The organism is Geminocystis herdmanii PCC 6308, from assembly GCF_000332235.1.
Taxonomy (GTDB): domain Bacteria; phylum Cyanobacteriota; class Cyanobacteriia; order Cyanobacteriales; family Cyanobacteriaceae; genus Geminocystis; species Geminocystis herdmanii.
The window spans coordinates 609,984-625,871 of the sequence record NZ_CM001775.1 but is presented as its reverse complement, the minus strand read 5'-3'; the positions used below and the strand labels follow the sequence as shown (position 1 = coordinate 625,871).

Genomic DNA, 15,888 nt, shown 5'->3' with positions numbered 1-15,888 from the left:
TAAAATAATGATAATCATTCTCATATTAGGTATATGTTAGAAGTAAAGCATTTAGTTGTCAACTATCGAGGCTTAATGGCAGTTGATAACATTAGTTTTTGTTTATTGCCGGGGGAAATCGTGGGAATAATTGGACCGAATGGAGCAGGTAAAAGTACTCTTTTAAGGGCAATTTTAGGCTTAATTCCCTTGGAAAAAGGCATCGTTAAATTTCATTCTCGCACCTTATCTGGACAATTAAAACAGGTGGCATATATTCCCCAAAGAGCTCAAATTGACTGGGATTATCCCATCACAGTGGAAAATGTAGCCATGATGGCAAGAATACGCCATACAGGTTTATTTCGTTCCTATTCTCGTCAATCAAAGTTAATTGTTAAAAATGCCTTAGAAAGAGTAGGAATGTGGGAATTGAAACATCGCTCCATTGGGGAGTTATCAGGGGGGCAACAACAGAGGGTATTTTTAGCTCAAGCCTTGGCACAAGAAGCCAATTTATTTTTATTTGATGAGCCATTTGTGGGAGTTGATAAGAAAACGGAAGCAATGCTTTTTGAGGTATTTGATGAGCTTAAATCTGAGGGCAAAATTTTATTAGTGGTGGGGCATGAATTAAGGGAAACCACGAGAGAATACGATCGATTTTTGTTAATTAATAAAACTTTAATTGCGGATGGTACTCGTCAAGAAGTTATTACTGCTACGAATATCCAAAAAGCCTATGGTGATAATGTAATTTTCTTAGAAGGTAGTGGTAAAAATGACTAATTTTATCGACATAATTGTTGAACCTTTACAGTTTGAGTTTATGAGAAATGCTCTAATTATAATTATTTTTTTAGGGGTTTTGTGTGCTGTAACGGGAAGTTATTTAATTGTGCAAAGAATGGGATTATTAGGAGATGTTATTGCCCATGCCGTCTTACCCGGATTGGCGATCGCATTTTATTTAGGGATCGATATATTTTTAGGAGCATTTATTTCAGGAATATTTAGTACGTTAATAATTTCATGGATTAAAGAAGAATCAAAGATAAAAATAGATGTAGCAATGGCATTAGTTTTCTCTGGTTTTTTAGCACTAGGAATCATGTTAATTACCCTTTTAAAAAGCAGAATAGATTTACATAGTTTTCTTTTTGGTGATATTTTAGTTGTCACGGGTAATGATGTTTTAAGGACTTTAATAATTACTTTTTTTGTATTAACATTTATCAAATTATTTTATAAAGAATTACTATTTTATACCTTTAATCCTTTAGGAGCTCAAGCGGTAGGTTTGCCCGTAAAATGGCTTAATTTAATGCTCATTTCTGCCATAACTTTAACTATTATTGCTAGTATGCAAGGAGTCGGAGTTGTGTTAGTGGTTTCCCTTTTAATCGCACCTAGTATTACTGCTTATTTATTAGTTAAAGAATTACATCAAATGATGATTTTAGGAGGAGTTTTTGGGAGTCTTAGCGGAATAATTGGCATCTATTTAAGTTATTATTTAAACGTACCTTCAGGAGCTTCGATCGTACTTGTGGCGAGTATTTTATTTCTAGTCGCTTTATTATTTAGTCCTAGTCAGGGTATTTTAACTCGCCCTGAAATGCTGTATAAAATTAGGCATATTTTTAACAAAAAAATTAAAAATTAGTTATCGTCGATCGTTAACTATTTAGAGTTTGTAATTTTATAGACAAATATACATCTATAAAATCACTTTTTCAGGTCTTTAAATAATAGCTGTTATTCCTGTATTAGCTAATAACTCACCGTGATTAACCATGGCATAAATTAACCATTTATTACCTAATTCCGTAATCTGTTCTACGGTACATTCTAGGTAGGCTAAGGCTTGATCAAAAATTAAACAATCATTCGTCGCCCTCTTGGTTTCTAGTTCATTAAAGGAATTAATGGTATTAATGGAAGATGGGGAGAAATAACGCCGTAGATTGCGCCCTTCTTTGAGGATATTTACGACAAAAGATGTCCCTATTTCTGGTAATAATTCAGTTTTTTGTTCTTGGGTGAGGGCAATCATGATACCGGGAGGGATAAAACTGGCTTGAGAAATATTTTTGGTGAGAATCGCTTTATCCATTTCTCCTTGTTTGAAGGATACAACACATAGAGAACCAATTATGTGATTCAGGGCTTTTTCTGTGCGATCGCTACTTAAATTATTAATATTGTTAGTGGGTAAAGTGAGAGGGCGATTTTTCTTCGATTTTTGGAGGTTTTGGGCAAAATCTGAACCTAATTGTTGCGCTTTTACTAAATCTTCTTCCTTGGGAGAAAAACAAACTCTAAAAGTGTTACAACCAAAACGATAGTTTGCATCTCGGAGTTTTCCTTCAATCAGATCGAGGGCTTCTCCACTCCAACCATAAGACCCAAACACTCCAGCTAATTTATTTTTGGTGGCGGTATTAAGAATGATTCCTAATGCTGTTTGTATTTGCACTGGTGCATGACCTGCTAAAGTGGGAGAACCGATCAGAAATCCATCGACATTTTCCATGACTTGGGTAATTTCTTCGGGGGTTGCTAGTTCACAATTAATTAAGAGGGGATGAACTCCTTGGGCTTCTAATCCTTGGGCGATGGCATTTGTTAAAATAGTCGTGCTACCATAGGCAGAGGCATAAAATAACGCTACACTGAAAGTTTTTGTTTGTTGTGCTTGACACCATTGACGATAATCATAAATTAGGCGACTGAGACTATAACGAATTACAGGACCATGATTAGGGGCATAATATTTACTTTTAAAAGTACTAAATTTCTCTAAAATCGTCTCTACTTGCTTGGTTTGATTACTATGAAGACAATTAAAATAATAACGTCGATCGTGATCTAACTTTTTCCAATCTTCATCCCAAAGGGTATCACTACAAACATGAGTGCCAAAAAACTTATCGGTATAAAGAATAGAAGTAGCATTATCGTAAGTGGCTAAACCATCAGGCCATCGAGGAGTAGGAATAGAAATAAATTGTAATCGATGTCCTTGCCCTAAATCTAAATCATGGTTAGGGGTGTGAAATTGCGAAGTATATTGCCCAAACACCTCTTTTAAACTTTTTATGGCTGGTTTAGAGGCGATAACTTGAATATGGGGAGCTATTTCTAAGATTTTGCTTAAAGTCGCCATACGATTAGCATTAATATGACCTACAATCACATAATCTAATGAGGCTAAATTAAAATGTTGTTGCAATTTTTCTAAGAAAATCTTGGTAAATGATTCTCCGGGGGGATCGATTAAAGCAACTTTGTCACTTTGAATTAAATAAGAGTTTGCGGTTGTGCCTTTTTGTTGTGCATATTCGATTTCAAATTTAAGACGATCCCAAGTACGAGACCTAAAAATGGTAGTACGATCGCCAATGGTTTCTACTTGAACATCACGAACATTAGCAGTTTGAGAGATTATAGTTGTTATCATGATATGTTTCTCCAATTTTATCAGTTAGGGTTTACGAGAAAAGTTTTTTACCTATCATTGACACTGTTTAAATCATTGAAACATCTTCAATCAAATAGGTGTTTTACTTGTTTTGCGTTAATAGGAATTGAATATTACTCAACTGTTTACAGGCTTGAGCTTTGATTTTCAGATTTAGACTTTTGAATTAAGCTGATTTTGGTGATATTTTTTCGATACTGATTTTTCTGGATCAATTCCTTCAAAGGTAGCAGGTAGCCAAACTCTTAATACCATCAACACTCCTAAAACTAATAAAAAGGCACAGGTTGCCAGAACTTCGGTTGAGCCAGTTTCTAAAACTCCATTGACGAATACTTCCCTTAAAACGGAAACAATGGAAACTTCTACCGCAACACCGATGGAAACTCTTTGTTCTTTGAGATAGATAATTAATAAACGGAATAATTCCACTAAAATTAGTAAAGAAAGAATATCGGCGGTAACGGTATGAAACTGCATGGGGGCGAGTAGGGCAATAAACATGGTTTTTATTTGTACCACCATGAAGGCAAATAAACCAAAACACAGGCTGATAATGATTAAATCTTGGATCAGTTCTAAAATATTGACAATACGGTTAAGATTTAAGAGACTGTCTCTTTCTACGGAAGTGTTTGTAGCTGATTTGTACATAATTTTTTTAATTATTGGTGAATTTTTTGATGAGTTCGGGTAACAACATGAGCAAGATGCCTGTTTTACGGTGGAAGAATTATCTTTTTTGAAGATGTCTAATGAGGTTTTTGTTAGGTTACGAAGAGCGCTAACCTAATCTACAATTTTATTGATTATCAGTAATGGGCTTAATAATGGTTGCCTACTTTACGATGATGTACGGCAGTTTTTCCGTCAGGGTTGGCGACTCTTCCTTGTTCAACGGTGCTATATACGATCCAATGATCGTGACAATCTTGACGACTGATGACTTGACATTCCATGTAGGCTAAGGCTTCGGCGAGAATGGGTGAGCCGTTTTTTCCTTCATAGGTTTTAATGTCCGTAAATCGATCTTGCCCGGGGGCGAAACGTTTGAGAAAATGCCTCATTAAGCCTTGATAGTTATTTTCTTCTAAGACGTTTAAGACAAATCGATCGTTCACTTGTAATAATGATTCAATAGCTCGATCTTTAGCAACCGCCACCACAACTCCCCAAGGTTCAGAACTAGCCTCCATCACCCAAGAAGCCAACATGGCGCTCTTTACTTCTCCTTTTTGAGCGGTGATAATATATAGTCCGCCACTGATACGCCCTAAAGCTTTATCTAAATTTTGATCAAGGGTTTTGATTTGTTTAACATTGTTTTTCCTCGTTAACCATTGCCCTAAGTCAATTCCCGCTTCTTCAGCACATTTTGCCACCGTAGGGGTAAAGGCTTCTTTGACTAAAATTGGGGGGAAGGCTTCCGTTAAACCAATTTCTTGAAATTTATTGCGTAAAGGATAAATGGGTTCGTCTTGCCAACCTCCTGTTTCAAAAAGTCCCACGGCTTGTTTTTCATGGGCAGAGGCTAAAATGGTACTTAAAATGGCATGGGCGTTAATTTCTCCTTGGGGGGGCATACCAATAACTAAACCTTTAGCTTCACTGACAATGTGTCTAGTTTCTCCTGTATCAATATCCCCATATTCAACTAATTCTACTCCCACTCCGGTTTTTTCAATGGCAAGGGCGATCGATCGAGCAATATCTTCACTGTAACCATAATCGGAATTATAAAACACCGCAGTATAAGTTTGGGTTTTAGTTTGAGCTTCACTCCATTCTTGATAGGAGTTGACCCAATCCGAAAGAAAATGTTTTAATAAAGGACCATGACCAGTAGCGATCGTCTTAACATCAAGGGTGTTAATCTTTTTAATCGCCCCTAATACTGAACGAGCATTAGGTTTCATTAAACAGTCATAATAAGTTTGAAAATCCTCTTGTAATAAAGCTGGTTCTTCATCGTAGGTGTGATCATCGCAATAGTGCATTCCAAAAGCGTCACAGGTGAATAAAGTTTTAGTCGCTCGATCGAAGGTAAAGATAGTATCGGGCCAATGTAAATTAGGTGCAGACACAAATTCTAACTCATGACCATTACCTAAATCTAAAGTATCTCCACTTTTTACCATCTGATAATTAAAAGGTTGATGCACCATACTTTCTAAAAATTTGATGGCAATTTTTGCACCAATAACCGTTACATTAGGAGCTAAAGGGAGAATATTTTTAATTAAACCACTATGATCTGGTTCTGTATGACTGACAATGAGATAGTCTAAACTGGATAAATCAATTAACTTGCTGATGGTTTCCAAGTATAAAGCCTCAAATTTGCCATGGGAAGTATCGATTAAAGCAGTTTTCTCCCCTTGAATAATAAAAGAATTGTAAGTTGTTCCGTTTTTTAAATCAAACTCAATATCAAAACGATCTCGATCCCAGTCTAACGATCGTATCACTGTGGTATGATCGGCAATATTTACCGTTTGTACCGTTAATCGATGGGATATTTTCGGAATTTCTCTAAGGACTAACATAATTTTTTGTTATTGACTTTTATTTATTTATTTGTTTTAGTTATCTATATTTTTACATTTAGTCCCTGTGTTTGTAAAATACTAATTTTAAAATAAGGAAATAATATTTACTTATCTTTTATTAAATAGGTAATAATTAAATATTATAAAAAAATGAAAATTATTAAATGTAGAGCTTAATGCAGGAAACTGAACTGGTTCAGAACATCTAAAGAAGAATCACCGTGTTTACTATAATGAAATTATCATCATCTTTTGTCGTCAAGCCTCAAAAATTATGACTACAGTTTTAAATCTTGAGTCCATTACCTCTTTAAATCGAGATCAATTTTATCAACTTTGTCTCAATAATCCTAAATTACAATTAGAAAGAAATCCTCAAGGAGAGTTAATTATTATGTCCCCCGTTGGTGGTATGAGTGGAAAAAAAGAGGCCAATTTAATTATTGATATTGGTAATTGGAATCGTCAAAAAAAACGAGGGGAAGTTTTTAGTTCATCCACTATTTTTAGTTTACCAAAAGGAGGTGATCGAAGTCCAGATGTGGCTTGGGTATCTTTAGAAAAATGGGAAAAACTAACAGAAAAAGAAAGGGAAGGATTCCCTCCTATTTGCCCTGATTTTGTCATTGAATTAAGATCAAAAAGCGATAGACTTAAACCATTACAAGAGAAAATGAGGGAGTATTTAAACTCAGGTTTACAATTAGGATGGTTAATTAATCCACAGGATAAAACCGTAGAAATTTATCGCCCAAATCAAGAAGTAGAAATAGTTAAAATGCCCGTTAATTTATTAGGAGAAAATGTTTTACCTGACTTAGAACTAAAATTAGATTATTAAATAAGGAGAAAAAATTATGACTACAGTTTTAAATCTTGAGTCCATTACCTCTTTAAATCGAGATCAATTTTATCAACTTTGTCTCAATAATCCTAAATTACAATTAGAAAGAAATCCTCAAGGAGAGTTAATTATTATGTCCCCCGTTGGTGGTATAAGTGGAGAAAAAGAAGCTAATTTAATCTTTAAAATTGCTTTTTGGAATGAGGAAAAAAAATTAGGAAAAGTTTTTAGTTCATCCACTATTTTTAGTTTACCAAAAGGGGGCGATCGATCACCAGATGTGGCTTGGGTATCTTTAGAAAAATGGGAAAAATTAACAGAAAAAGAAAGAGAAGGATTCCCCCCTATTTGCCCTGATTTTGTCATTGAATTAAGATCAAAAAGCGATAGACTTAAACCATTACAAGAGAAGATGATAGAGTATTTAGACTCAGGTTTACAATTAGGATGGTTAATTAATCCACAGGATAAAACCGTAGAAATTTATCGCCCCAATCAAGAGGTTGAAATAGTTAAAATGCCCGTTAATTTATCAGGAGAAAATGTTTTACCTGACTTAGAACTAAAATTAGATTATTAAGTAATAAAAAGTATTTTTTATTAGGTTAGTAGAACGAGATTAAGTTTATAAGTTTTACTACTTGTCTTTTGACAAATAAATGGCTTTCTATTAACACTAAGTAATAGGTATCTTGATATTTTTTTGCTGAGGTCATAATATGAAAATCGTTTCTTCTTTACTTTTATCTTCTTTCATCGGAATTTCTGGAATCCTTGTTACGCCTAATTTTTCTCAAGCACAAACCACCCATAGCCAAAAACAGCAAACTGCGGTTATTTCCCCTAAAACCGCTAGTTTATTCGTGAATTTAACTACAGATGATTCTTGGCGTGGTGCAATGGCCATCGGTTTTGCGGAAAAGGTTTTACAACAAGGACATCCTACTACTATTTTTTTAAATGTATCGGCAGTTAATTTAGCATCTCAAAAATTGCCTCAACATACAAATGGAATAACGGGTAAAACTTTACAACAAATGTTACAAGAATTTATTGCCCAAGGAGGAAGTGTTCTAATTTGTCCTAGTTGTATGAAACAAGGAGGAATTTCAGACAATGACTTAATTCAAGGGGTAAAAATGGGTTCTCCTCAAGCGACTCAATCCCTTCTTTTTGAAGACAATGTTAGGGTAATGAGTTGGTAATAATCCTTTCTCCTGATGATTTGTAACCTGTAGGTTGCGTTGAGGCACGAAACCCAACATTATCTCTATATCTCAATCAAAATGAGGATATTGGGTTAATATATCCAAATTAATCTGAGGATGTTAGGTTAACGAAGTGTAACTCAACCTACAAAAAAATAAAGAGTATAATTTTAAAAGTATCACTATGAATAATAGTAAATTGTAATGAATTATAAGATTGAAATAGAACAAGAAGAAGATGGGCGCTACATTGCAGAAATTGCTGAACTTCCGGGGGTGTTGGTTTATGGTAATACTCAAGACGAGGCAGTTTCTAAAGTTCAAGCCCTAGCTTTGCGTGTTTTAGCAGATCAACTTGAAGAAATAAAAACCCCAGAATACGAACTTAATTTATCATTTGTTGCGTTATGAGTCAATGGTCTGGAACTAAAGCTAAACAGGTTTTAAAAGCCTTGCAAAATAAAGGTTGGAAAATCAAACGTCAGACTGGCTCTCATAAAATTCTGGAAAAATCAGGGTGGAGTAATGTCGTTTTTGCTTTCCATGAAGGTGAAGAAATTGGATCAAAAATGTTAGCTAGAATTGCTAAATTAACAGGATTAACTCCTGATGATTTGTAACCCGTAGGTTGGGTTGAGGCACGAAACCCAACATTATCACTATATCTCAATCAAAATGAGGATATTGGGTTAATATATCCAAATTAATCTGAGGATGTTGGGTTACACTTCGTTAACCCAACCTACATAAAAATGAATATTTCTCCCATATCACTACCGACTGCTAATTTTTTTCCGAAAAAATCCCATTGCAAACAAGAAAAACCCCCTTCTATTCCTATAAAATCTTCCATTAATTGCTCTTCATTTTCCCATAAAAATAAGCATCCTTCTTCATTTCCACCAGCTAACAAAAGATTATGAGGATTAAACTGTAAATCCTGAATGATACGATCGTCAATATTTAAAATAGTGGCACTCCAACCCTTTTCGGTTATTTTTTCTTTTTGCCACACCAACACATTCCCTCGACTAGAAGTCGCCAACAAGGGGGCATTTTCTGCTATTGTTTTTGACCATATGAGGTTACGAACTTTACCACTAAATCCCGATAGTCGCCAAGGTAACATATCGAAATCACTCCACAACATCACTGTATCATCAAGACAACTAATAGCAATATAATCTTTATATCCTGCCCATTTTATTTTAAAGGCGGGAGCGTAGGTTTCAAGATAAATAGGCTCTTCTAACCAATCTTTGCTATCCCAAATTTTCACTCCACCATCTCCTGCAACGGCTAAATATTGCCCTTGGGGATGCCAAGCAAAATCTAACACTGTGGAATTTTCAAAGGGTAAAGAGGTGATAATGTCCTGTGTTTCGACATCCCATATCTGCACATAACGCCCTTGAGTGAAAGCAAGGTAATTTTTTTGGGGATGCCATGCCAGATTCTCTAACCATTGCAGATTCCAGTCTAGGGTATCAATTAATTTTAAGTCCGAAAGTCGCCAAATCAAAACCTGTCCATTTTGCCCTCCCACGGCTAAAAATTGACTATCAGGAGAAAAAGCAAGATGATCGATGCCAAAGGCACGCTGCGCACCCGAACTTTGAGTATCATTAGGGCTAAGGAGAAGTTGAGGAGTATCCCTAAATAACATTACCTCACCATCGGCTGAACTTACCGCCAAATCACCCGTTTTTGACCAATTTACCGCCGTAATATATTCCGTTAACTTTCCCCGCCATTGTATTTTTAACATCTTAGTCTTTATCAGTGATTATTAATCTAAACAAGCCTTAAAACTTTCTCTTAACTCCATTTCGTCTAAATTTCGCCCAATAAATACTAATTCACTTTTACGGGTTTCTCCTTCCTGCCAAGCTCGATCGAACGTTACATCAAATAACATATGCACTCCTTGAAATACGACTCGATCGTTCATGTTAGTAATATTTAAAATCCCCTTCATGCGAAAAATATCCGTACCTCGATTACGCAGTAAATCACTAATCCAATCTTGTAACTTTTCCAAATTCAAAGGCTGAGATTCCACTATAGCTATAGAATACACCGATTCATCGTGTTCGTGGGCTTCTTCTCCTAAAAAATTAGGATCGATTTCTAAGGCTTTTTCCAGATCAAATGATCTAATGCCTAACAATTGATTCATTTCAATATCAGCATTTTGGGTACGATAAATTTTCGCCATAGCGTTCATACTACGGATACGTTTTTCTAAATCCTCTAATTCCTCAGAAGTAACTAAATCGGTTTTATTGAGTAAAATCACATCAGCAAAGGCGATTTGCTCTTGAGCTTCATCTGCACTCCAATGTTGATGAATATGCTTTGTATCCACCACCGTAACAACCGCATCTAAAAGTAACTTTGATTTCATATCCTCGTCAACGAAAAAAGTTTGTATTACCGGAGCAGGATCGGCTAAACCAGTAGTTTCAATGACAAGATGATCAAATTTATTTCGTCTTTTCATCAAGTTACTGATGATACGCATTAAATCACCCCTCACGGTGCAACAAATACAACCGTTATTCATCTCAAATATTTCTTCATCAGCAGAAATCACCAACTGGTTATCAATTCCTACTTCCCCAAACTCATTGACGATTACCGCAACTTTTTTACCATGCTCATAGGTAAGAATGTGATTGAGTAAAGTAGTTTTACCTGCTCCTAAATAACCCGTTAAAACCGTTACTGGCACTAAATCTTTCTCTTTCGTTATCATAGATTATTCTTTGTTTAAATATAAAAATGATTATCATTATTATAAGTGAGTGAGCAGAATTAATTGTATATTTACATTAAGAAAGGCAAGAGTAGGAAGAATTGATTTAAACATTACTCAAATTTATTTGAGACAGTTATTTCCTCAACTTAATTCTTCTTAATCACTACATTTTGCTCCGTTACTACTCTTAAACCCTTATTTTTCAAGGTTTCTTACATCGATGTCAGAATTAAGAGATCATAATTCCCTTAGCTTATTTATATGGAATTAAGGTTCATTCGGTTATCACTACCTTTTTGTCGTGTCAAGCTATTGTCATAAAACTTTACATAACGTTAATATTATTTACATACAGATAAAAAACCAAGCAAAAAAAATCATGCCATCATTCCAAAAATACGTCGTCGAAGAACAAGGTCGTTTTAATAACTATGCGATCGAACCCAAAATGTATGTAGATGAAAAACAACAATTCGGTTTTAACAAATATTCTGAGTTATTAAATGGTCGTTTAGCCATGATGGGTTTTATCTCCTTATTAGGTTTTGAAGCTCTCACAGGTCAAGGTTTAATCAGTTGGTTAACTAACTTATAAGTCCATTTAGGTAATTACTTTTTACCCTTTCACTTAACAATTAATACACAAAAAAAATAGTTTTAAAGAGATAAAAATATGAACGCTGATTTAGATATTTTCAACAACAAAGATTTATTCGCTCCCGTGGTTTTCCGTTCAGATTTCAATAAATTTGAAGCTATTAGCGGTAATCAGGCTTGGTCATTATTTTTCACCGCAGGAAACGAAGACAAAGAATTGGGCTTAAATCCCGAAGCAGGTCGTTTCTTCACCAACGTTCTCATCGGAATTGGTGTAGTAGGCATTATTGGTGGTTCAGTCTTTACTAGCATCTTTTAATGGTCATTCTTTTCCACAATCATAAAACAAACCCGATAGAGCTTTATACAATCAGTGTAGGCTCTATATTTTTTTTGTGTCATAGAGGAAAAGGTGGCTTATTTGATATAATGATAATCATTATCACTTTTATCGATTATGATTGCTATTCCCATGGTGGAAAATATCGTCACAGATTCTTTAACATTAGAAAAAATCCGTCATAGTTGCGCCCATATAATGGCGATGGCGGTACAAAGTTTGTTTCCTGACACTAAAGTTACTATTGGACCTACTACAGAATCAGGATTTTATTATGATTTCGATCGAGCCTCAACCTTTACCCCTGAAGATTTAGGGAAAATAGAGGAGAAAATGCGAGAAATAATGAAAGCTAACCTACCAATTATCAAAGAAGTAGTCGAAAGAACGGAAATTCAAGAAAAACTCAGGGAATTAGGCGAAAATTACAAATTAGAAATATTAGATAGTATCCCCGAAAATGAAACTATCACCCGTTATTTTATTGGTTTTCCCGACTATCAACCCCCAGATCAAACACCATTAAAACCCCTTAACAGTTGGTGGGATTTGTGTGCAGGGCCTCATCTTAATTTTACGGGAGAAATTAACCCCAAAGCCTTTACCTTAGAAAGTTTAGCAGGGGCTTATTGGCGAGGTGATGAACATAAACCTCAATTACAGCGTATTTATGGCACTGCGTGGGGTACAGAAGCAGAATTACAAACATATCTAAAACGTAAAGAAGAAGCCCAAAAACGAGATCACCGTAAATTAGGACAACAACTGAAACTATTTAGCATTCAGGAAGACGCAGGAGGCGGTTTAGTTTTTTGGCATCCTAAAGGTGCAATGATGCGTTACTTGATTGAAGATTATTGGCGTAAAGCTCATTTAGACAGCGGTTATGAATTGTTATATACTCCCCATGTCGCCAATTTGGACTTATGGAAAACTTCAGGGCATTGGGACTTTTATCGAGAAAATATGTTTGATTCTATGGATGTTGAACAACAAGCCTATCAAATCAAACCCATGAATTGTCCTTTTCACGTTTTAACCTATAAAAATGAACTTCATTCTTATCGAGAGCTTCCCCTACGGTGGGCAGAATTAGGAACGGTTTATCGTTATGAACGATCGGGCGTATTACATGGTTTAATGAGAGTAAGGGGTTTTACCCAAGATGACGCTCATATTTTTTGCTTACCAGAACAAATTGCCGAAGAAATTTTAGGAGTTTTGAACTTAACTGAGAAAATTTTGTCAGATTTTGGCTTTACCGATTATGAAATTAACCTTTCCACACGCCCAGAAAAATCTGTTGGTAGTGATGAGGTGTGGGATTTAGCTACGGAAGCACTAATTCATGCTTTGCATAAAAAACAGTGGAATTACATTGAAGATCAAGGGGGAGGTGCATTTTATGGTCCTAAAATTGACCTAAAAATCAAAGATGCCATCGGCAGAACTTGGCAGTGTTCCACAATTCAAGTCGATTTCAATTTACCAGAGCGTTTTGATATGGAGTATGTAGCCAAAGACGGTTCACGGCAACGACCAATTATGATTCATAGAGCAATTTTTGGTTCATTAGAAAGATTTTTTGGTATTTTAATCGAAAATTATGCAGGAGATTTTCCATTATGGTTAGCACCAGTACAAATAAAATTATTACCTGTAAATAATGAATTGTTAGATTATACTCAGGAAGTTTTTCAAGAGTTAAAACAAGCAGGTTATCGAGTGGAAATTGATAAAAGTGGAGAGCGATTAGGGAAACAAATTCGTATTGCAGAATTAGAAAAAGTACCGATTTTAGCTATTTTAGGAAATCGAGAATTAGAGGAAAAAACTTTAAGTATTAGAACTCGTCAACTAGGAGATTTAGGCTCAATAACTCTCTCTAATTTAAAAGTAAAATTAGCAAACTCGATCGAGCATAAAACCATCTTTTCTAACTAAAAATATTCTACTTATATCATAAAAATATCATGATTTCAACAGTCTTACCTTCTAATGAAAGAATACCAGTTACGATTATTACAGGATTTTTAGGTAGTGGCAAAACTACTTTATTAAATCATATTTTAACTCAGCAAGAGGGCTTAAAAACCGCAGTATTAGTTAATGAATTTGGGGAAATTGGCATTGATAATGACTTAATTATTTCCACAGAAGATAATATTGTAGAATTAAATAATGGTTGTATTTGCTGTACCATTAATGAAGATTTAGTCACCGCCGTTGATAAAATTTTAGAACGTCAAAAACAGATAGATTATTTAATAGTAGAAACTACTGGAATTGCTGATCCTCTTCCCGTTGCTTTGACTTTTTTAGGCACAAATTTAAGAGATAATACCAGATTAGATTCTATTATTACTTTAGCAGATTGTGAAAATTTTAGTTTAGATCAATTTGAAAATAGCGAGGCGGCTTTTAGTCAATTTACTCATGCTGACGTGGTTTTACTTAATAAAACTGATTTAGTTGATTCTGCTAAAGTTGATGAAATTGAGCAAAAAATTAATGAAATTAAAGAAGGTGTTAGAATTTTAAAAACCACTAATGCTAAAGTATCTTTACCTTTAATTTTAAGTGTTGGTTTATTTGAATCTGATCTTTATTTTCAGCCTAATAAAGAAGAACATAAACATCATAAGCTCGATCATAATCTCGATCGAGAACATCATCACCATGATCATAAACATGAGCATTCTCACCACTTAGATAATGATGGTTTTGTGTCAGTTTCTTTTACAAGTGATAAACCTTTAAGTATTAGAAAATTTCAATATTTTTTAGATAATCAATTACCCCTAGAAGTATTTAGAGCAAAAGGTTTTTTATGGTTTGAAGATAGCGAATTTAAACATATCTTTCATCTTAGTGGTAAACGTCTTAGCATCATCGATGAACATTGGAAAAAACAACCAAAAACAGAATTAGTTTTTATTGGACAACATCTTAAAATTGATGAATTAAAATTACTTTTAGAAAACTATATAATGTAGAAAAAAAGTTCGTAGTGAGGGCTTTAGCCTTTATTAAATAAAGCCTTAAAAGGCTTACTACAAACCTAAAATAAGGAAATTATTAACTATGAAAACGTTAACAATGAGTTTATCCGATGCGTTGCCAATTATTCCTAAAGCTGGGATGCCCGTAACCATAATTACTGGTTTTTTAGGTAGCGGAAAAACTACTTTACTTAATCATATTTTACTTAATAATGAAGGCTTAAAAGTAGCAGTTTTAGTCAATGAATTTGGAGATATTAATATTGATGCTCAGTTATTAATTTCCATTGATCAAGATATGGTAGAATTAGGAAATGGCTGTATTTGTTGCACCATTAATGATAATTTAATTGATACAGTTTATCAAATTTTAGAAAGAGAAGATAAGATAGATTATCTAATCATTGAAACTACGGGATTAGCTGATCCACTTCCGATTATTCTCACTTTTTTAGGTACAGAATTAAAGTATTTAACTCGTATTGATTCTATTATTACTTTAGTTGATACCGAAACCTTCACGGAAAAACATTTTGATAGCGAATCGGCATTAAATCAAATTCGTTATGCAGATTTAGTTATTCTCAATAAAATTGATCTTGTAAAAGAAGAAAAATTGCAGGATTTAGAATCATTTATTCTACAAGAAAAAACAGGAGCAAGAATTTTAAAAAGTCAATTCGGAAAAGTTCCTTTAGGTTTAATTTTAGATATAAATTTAACAAAAAATAGTAGTTATAAACAAGAAATTAGAGACTTTCAACGCAGTCATAAAAACTATAGTCATCACCTCGAAAATGATGGTTTTAGTTACGTTTCTTTTATAAGCGATCGACCTTTTGATTTAGATAAATTTGAAAATTTCCTAATCAATATAATGCCTAGAGAAGTATTTAGAGCAAAGGGAATTATGTGGTTTGATGTTAGCGAATTAAGACATATTTTTCAATTAAGTGGTCCTCGTTATGAATTACAAGCCGATGAATGGACAGAAAAACCTAAAAATCAATTAGTATTTATTGGGCGTAATTTAGCACAAGAAAATATTATAGAGCCATTGAATAATTGTTTAGTAGAAATGAACAATAAAAAATCATTTTCTTTAGCAAATTTACCTTTTTAAA

17 protein-coding genes are annotated in these 15,888 nt (G+C 34.2%); 12 read left to right on the top strand and 5 right to left on the bottom strand.

What is annotated here, in order from left to right:
• Positions 1 to 33: 33 nt before the first annotated feature.
• Together SYN6308_RS03070 and SYN6308_RS03065 are read left to right on the top strand one after the other, a co-directional pair.
• Positions 34 to 768, top strand: coding sequence for a metal ABC transporter ATP-binding protein (locus SYN6308_RS03070; RefSeq protein ID WP_017292963.1), 735 nt, complete (start codon positions 34 to 36; stop codon positions 766 to 768).
• Positions 761 to 1,645 (top strand): metal ABC transporter permease, encoded by an 885-nt coding sequence (locus SYN6308_RS03065; protein WP_017292962.1) that lies wholly within the window; start codon positions 761 to 763, stop codon positions 1,643 to 1,645. The genes SYN6308_RS03070 and SYN6308_RS03065 overlap by 8 nt, the downstream gene beginning before the upstream one ends.
• A 78-nt stretch (positions 1,646 to 1,723) precedes the next feature.
• Here SYN6308_RS03065 and SYN6308_RS03060 read toward each other — a convergent pair whose 3' ends face one another.
• The 3 genes from SYN6308_RS03060 to SYN6308_RS03050 form a co-directional block, all read right to left on the bottom strand.
• Positions 1,724 to 3,442 (bottom strand): diflavin flavoprotein, encoded by a 1,719-nt coding sequence (locus tag SYN6308_RS03060; RefSeq protein ID WP_017292961.1) that lies wholly within the window; start codon positions 3,440 to 3,442, stop codon positions 1,724 to 1,726.
• Positions 3,443 to 3,616: 174 nt separating this feature from the next.
• Positions 3,617 to 4,117, bottom strand: a complete 501-nt coding sequence (locus SYN6308_RS03055; RefSeq protein WP_017292960.1) for a phosphate-starvation-inducible PsiE family protein — start codon at positions 4,115 to 4,117, stop codon at positions 3,617 to 3,619.
• 170 nt (positions 4,118 to 4,287) lie between these two features.
• A complete protein-coding gene (locus tag SYN6308_RS03050) occupies positions 4,288 to 6,009 on the bottom strand; it encodes a diflavin flavoprotein (protein ID WP_017292959.1) in 1,722 nt (573 codons plus the stop codon).
• 277 nt (positions 6,010 to 6,286) lie between these two features.
• Here SYN6308_RS03050 and SYN6308_RS03045 point away from each other — a divergent pair, with 277 nt between their 5' ends.
• The 5 genes from SYN6308_RS03045 (at position 6,287) to SYN6308_RS03025 (ending at position 8,684) form a co-directional block, all read left to right on the top strand.
• Complete coding sequence (locus SYN6308_RS03045) at positions 6,287 to 6,853, top strand: Uma2 family endonuclease (RefSeq protein WP_017292958.1); 567 nt, start codon at positions 6,287 to 6,289, stop codon at positions 6,851 to 6,853.
• A 16-nt stretch (positions 6,854 to 6,869) separates the two neighbouring features.
• Complete coding sequence (locus tag SYN6308_RS03040; RefSeq protein ID WP_017292957.1) at positions 6,870 to 7,436, top strand: Uma2 family endonuclease; 567 nt, start codon at positions 6,870 to 6,872, stop codon at positions 7,434 to 7,436.
• A gap of 139 nt (positions 7,437 to 7,575) precedes the next feature.
• Positions 7,576 to 8,061 carry a DsrE family protein gene (locus SYN6308_RS03035; RefSeq protein ID WP_017292956.1) on the top strand — a complete coding sequence of 162 codons (486 nt, stop codon included), beginning with the start codon at positions 7,576 to 7,578 and terminating at the stop codon, positions 8,059 to 8,061.
• Between the two features lie 207 nt (positions 8,062 to 8,268).
• Positions 8,269 to 8,475 (top strand): type II toxin-antitoxin system HicB family antitoxin, encoded by a 207-nt coding sequence (locus SYN6308_RS03030; protein ID WP_017292955.1) that lies wholly within the window; start codon positions 8,269 to 8,271, stop codon positions 8,473 to 8,475.
• Positions 8,472 to 8,684: a type II toxin-antitoxin system HicA family toxin gene (locus SYN6308_RS03025; RefSeq protein WP_017292954.1), complete on the top strand. Its 213-nt coding sequence runs from the start codon at positions 8,472 to 8,474 to the stop codon at positions 8,682 to 8,684. The genes SYN6308_RS03030 and SYN6308_RS03025 overlap by 4 nt, the downstream gene beginning before the upstream one ends.
• 122 nt (positions 8,685 to 8,806) lie before the next feature.
• Here SYN6308_RS03025 and SYN6308_RS03020 read toward each other — a convergent pair whose 3' ends face one another.
• Together SYN6308_RS03020 and SYN6308_RS03015 are read right to left on the bottom strand one after the other, a co-directional pair.
• Entirely contained in the window at positions 8,807 to 9,832 is a 1,026-nt protein-coding gene (locus SYN6308_RS03020) for a WD40 repeat domain-containing protein (RefSeq protein ID WP_017292953.1), read from the bottom strand.
• Positions 9,833 to 9,853: 21 nt separating this feature from the next.
• Positions 9,854 to 10,822 carry a CobW family GTP-binding protein gene (locus tag SYN6308_RS03015; protein WP_017292952.1) on the bottom strand — a complete coding sequence of 323 codons (969 nt, stop codon included), beginning with the start codon at positions 10,820 to 10,822 and terminating at the stop codon, positions 9,854 to 9,856.
• A 382-nt stretch (positions 10,823 to 11,204) separates the two neighbouring features.
• Between SYN6308_RS03015 and SYN6308_RS03010 the strand changes: the two genes are divergently transcribed.
• The 5 genes from SYN6308_RS03010 to SYN6308_RS02990 all read left to right on the top strand — a co-directional run bounded on the left by SYN6308_RS03010 (position 11,205) and on the right by SYN6308_RS02990 (position 15,887).
• Positions 11,205 to 11,420: a chlorophyll a/b-binding protein gene (locus SYN6308_RS03010; protein WP_017292951.1), complete on the top strand. Its 216-nt coding sequence runs from the start codon at positions 11,205 to 11,207 to the stop codon at positions 11,418 to 11,420.
• A gap of 78 nt (positions 11,421 to 11,498) precedes the next feature.
• A complete protein-coding gene (locus SYN6308_RS03005) occupies positions 11,499 to 11,741 on the top strand; it encodes a hypothetical protein (protein WP_017292950.1) in 243 nt (80 codons plus the stop codon).
• A gap of 138 nt (positions 11,742 to 11,879) precedes the next feature.
• Positions 11,880 to 13,706, top strand: coding sequence for a threonine--tRNA ligase (gene thrS / locus SYN6308_RS03000; RefSeq protein ID WP_017292949.1), 1,827 nt, complete (start codon positions 11,880 to 11,882; stop codon positions 13,704 to 13,706).
• A 29-nt stretch (positions 13,707 to 13,735) separates the two neighbouring features.
• Positions 13,736 to 14,758 (top strand): CobW family GTP-binding protein, encoded by a 1,023-nt coding sequence (locus SYN6308_RS02995; protein ID WP_017292948.1) that lies wholly within the window; start codon positions 13,736 to 13,738, stop codon positions 14,756 to 14,758.
• Positions 14,759 to 14,846: 88 nt separating this feature from the next.
• On the top strand, positions 14,847 to 15,887 hold the full coding sequence (locus SYN6308_RS02990; RefSeq protein ID WP_026101887.1) for a CobW family GTP-binding protein: 1,041 nt from the start codon (positions 14,847 to 14,849) through the stop codon (positions 15,885 to 15,887).
• The last annotated feature ends 1 nt before the right edge of the window (position 15,888 follow it).

Coding starts and splice junctions, on each gene's coding strand:
- SYN6308_RS03035 (WP_017292956.1), top strand. CDS start 7,576: ATGAAAATCGTTTCTTCTTTACTTTTATCTTCTTTCATCGGAATTTCT.
- SYN6308_RS03005 (WP_017292950.1), top strand. CDS start 11,499: ATGAACGCTGATTTAGATATTTTCAACAACAAAGATTTATTCGCTCCC.
- SYN6308_RS03040 (WP_017292957.1), top strand. CDS start 6,870: ATGACTACAGTTTTAAATCTTGAGTCCATTACCTCTTTAAATCGAGAT.
- SYN6308_RS02995 (WP_017292948.1), top strand. CDS start 13,736: ATGATTTCAACAGTCTTACCTTCTAATGAAAGAATACCAGTTACGATT.
- SYN6308_RS03015 (WP_017292952.1), bottom strand. CDS start 10,822: ATGATAACGAAAGAGAAAGATTTAGTGCCAGTAACGGTTTTAACGGGT.
- SYN6308_RS03055 (WP_017292960.1), bottom strand. CDS start 4,117: ATGTACAAATCAGCTACAAACACTTCCGTAGAAAGAGACAGTCTCTTA.
- SYN6308_RS03045 (WP_017292958.1), top strand. CDS start 6,287: ATGACTACAGTTTTAAATCTTGAGTCCATTACCTCTTTAAATCGAGAT.
- thrS (WP_017292949.1), top strand. CDS start 11,880: ATGATTGCTATTCCCATGGTGGAAAATATCGTCACAGATTCTTTAACA.
- SYN6308_RS03010 (WP_017292951.1), top strand. CDS start 11,205: ATGCCATCATTCCAAAAATACGTCGTCGAAGAACAAGGTCGTTTTAAT.
- SYN6308_RS03070 (WP_017292963.1), top strand. CDS start 34: ATGTTAGAAGTAAAGCATTTAGTTGTCAACTATCGAGGCTTAATGGCA.
- SYN6308_RS03060 (WP_017292961.1), bottom strand. CDS start 3,442: ATGATAACAACTATAATCTCTCAAACTGCTAATGTTCGTGATGTTCAA.
- SYN6308_RS03025 (WP_017292954.1), top strand. CDS start 8,472: ATGAGTCAATGGTCTGGAACTAAAGCTAAACAGGTTTTAAAAGCCTTG.
- SYN6308_RS03030 (WP_017292955.1), top strand. CDS start 8,269: ATGAATTATAAGATTGAAATAGAACAAGAAGAAGATGGGCGCTACATT.
- SYN6308_RS02990 (WP_026101887.1), top strand. CDS start 14,847: ATGAAAACGTTAACAATGAGTTTATCCGATGCGTTGCCAATTATTCCT.
- SYN6308_RS03020 (WP_017292953.1), bottom strand. CDS start 9,832: ATGTTAAAAATACAATGGCGGGGAAAGTTAACGGAATATATTACGGCG.
- SYN6308_RS03050 (WP_017292959.1), bottom strand. CDS start 6,009: ATGTTAGTCCTTAGAGAAATTCCGAAAATATCCCATCGATTAACGGTA.
- SYN6308_RS03065 (WP_017292962.1), top strand. CDS start 761: ATGACTAATTTTATCGACATAATTGTTGAACCTTTACAGTTTGAGTTT.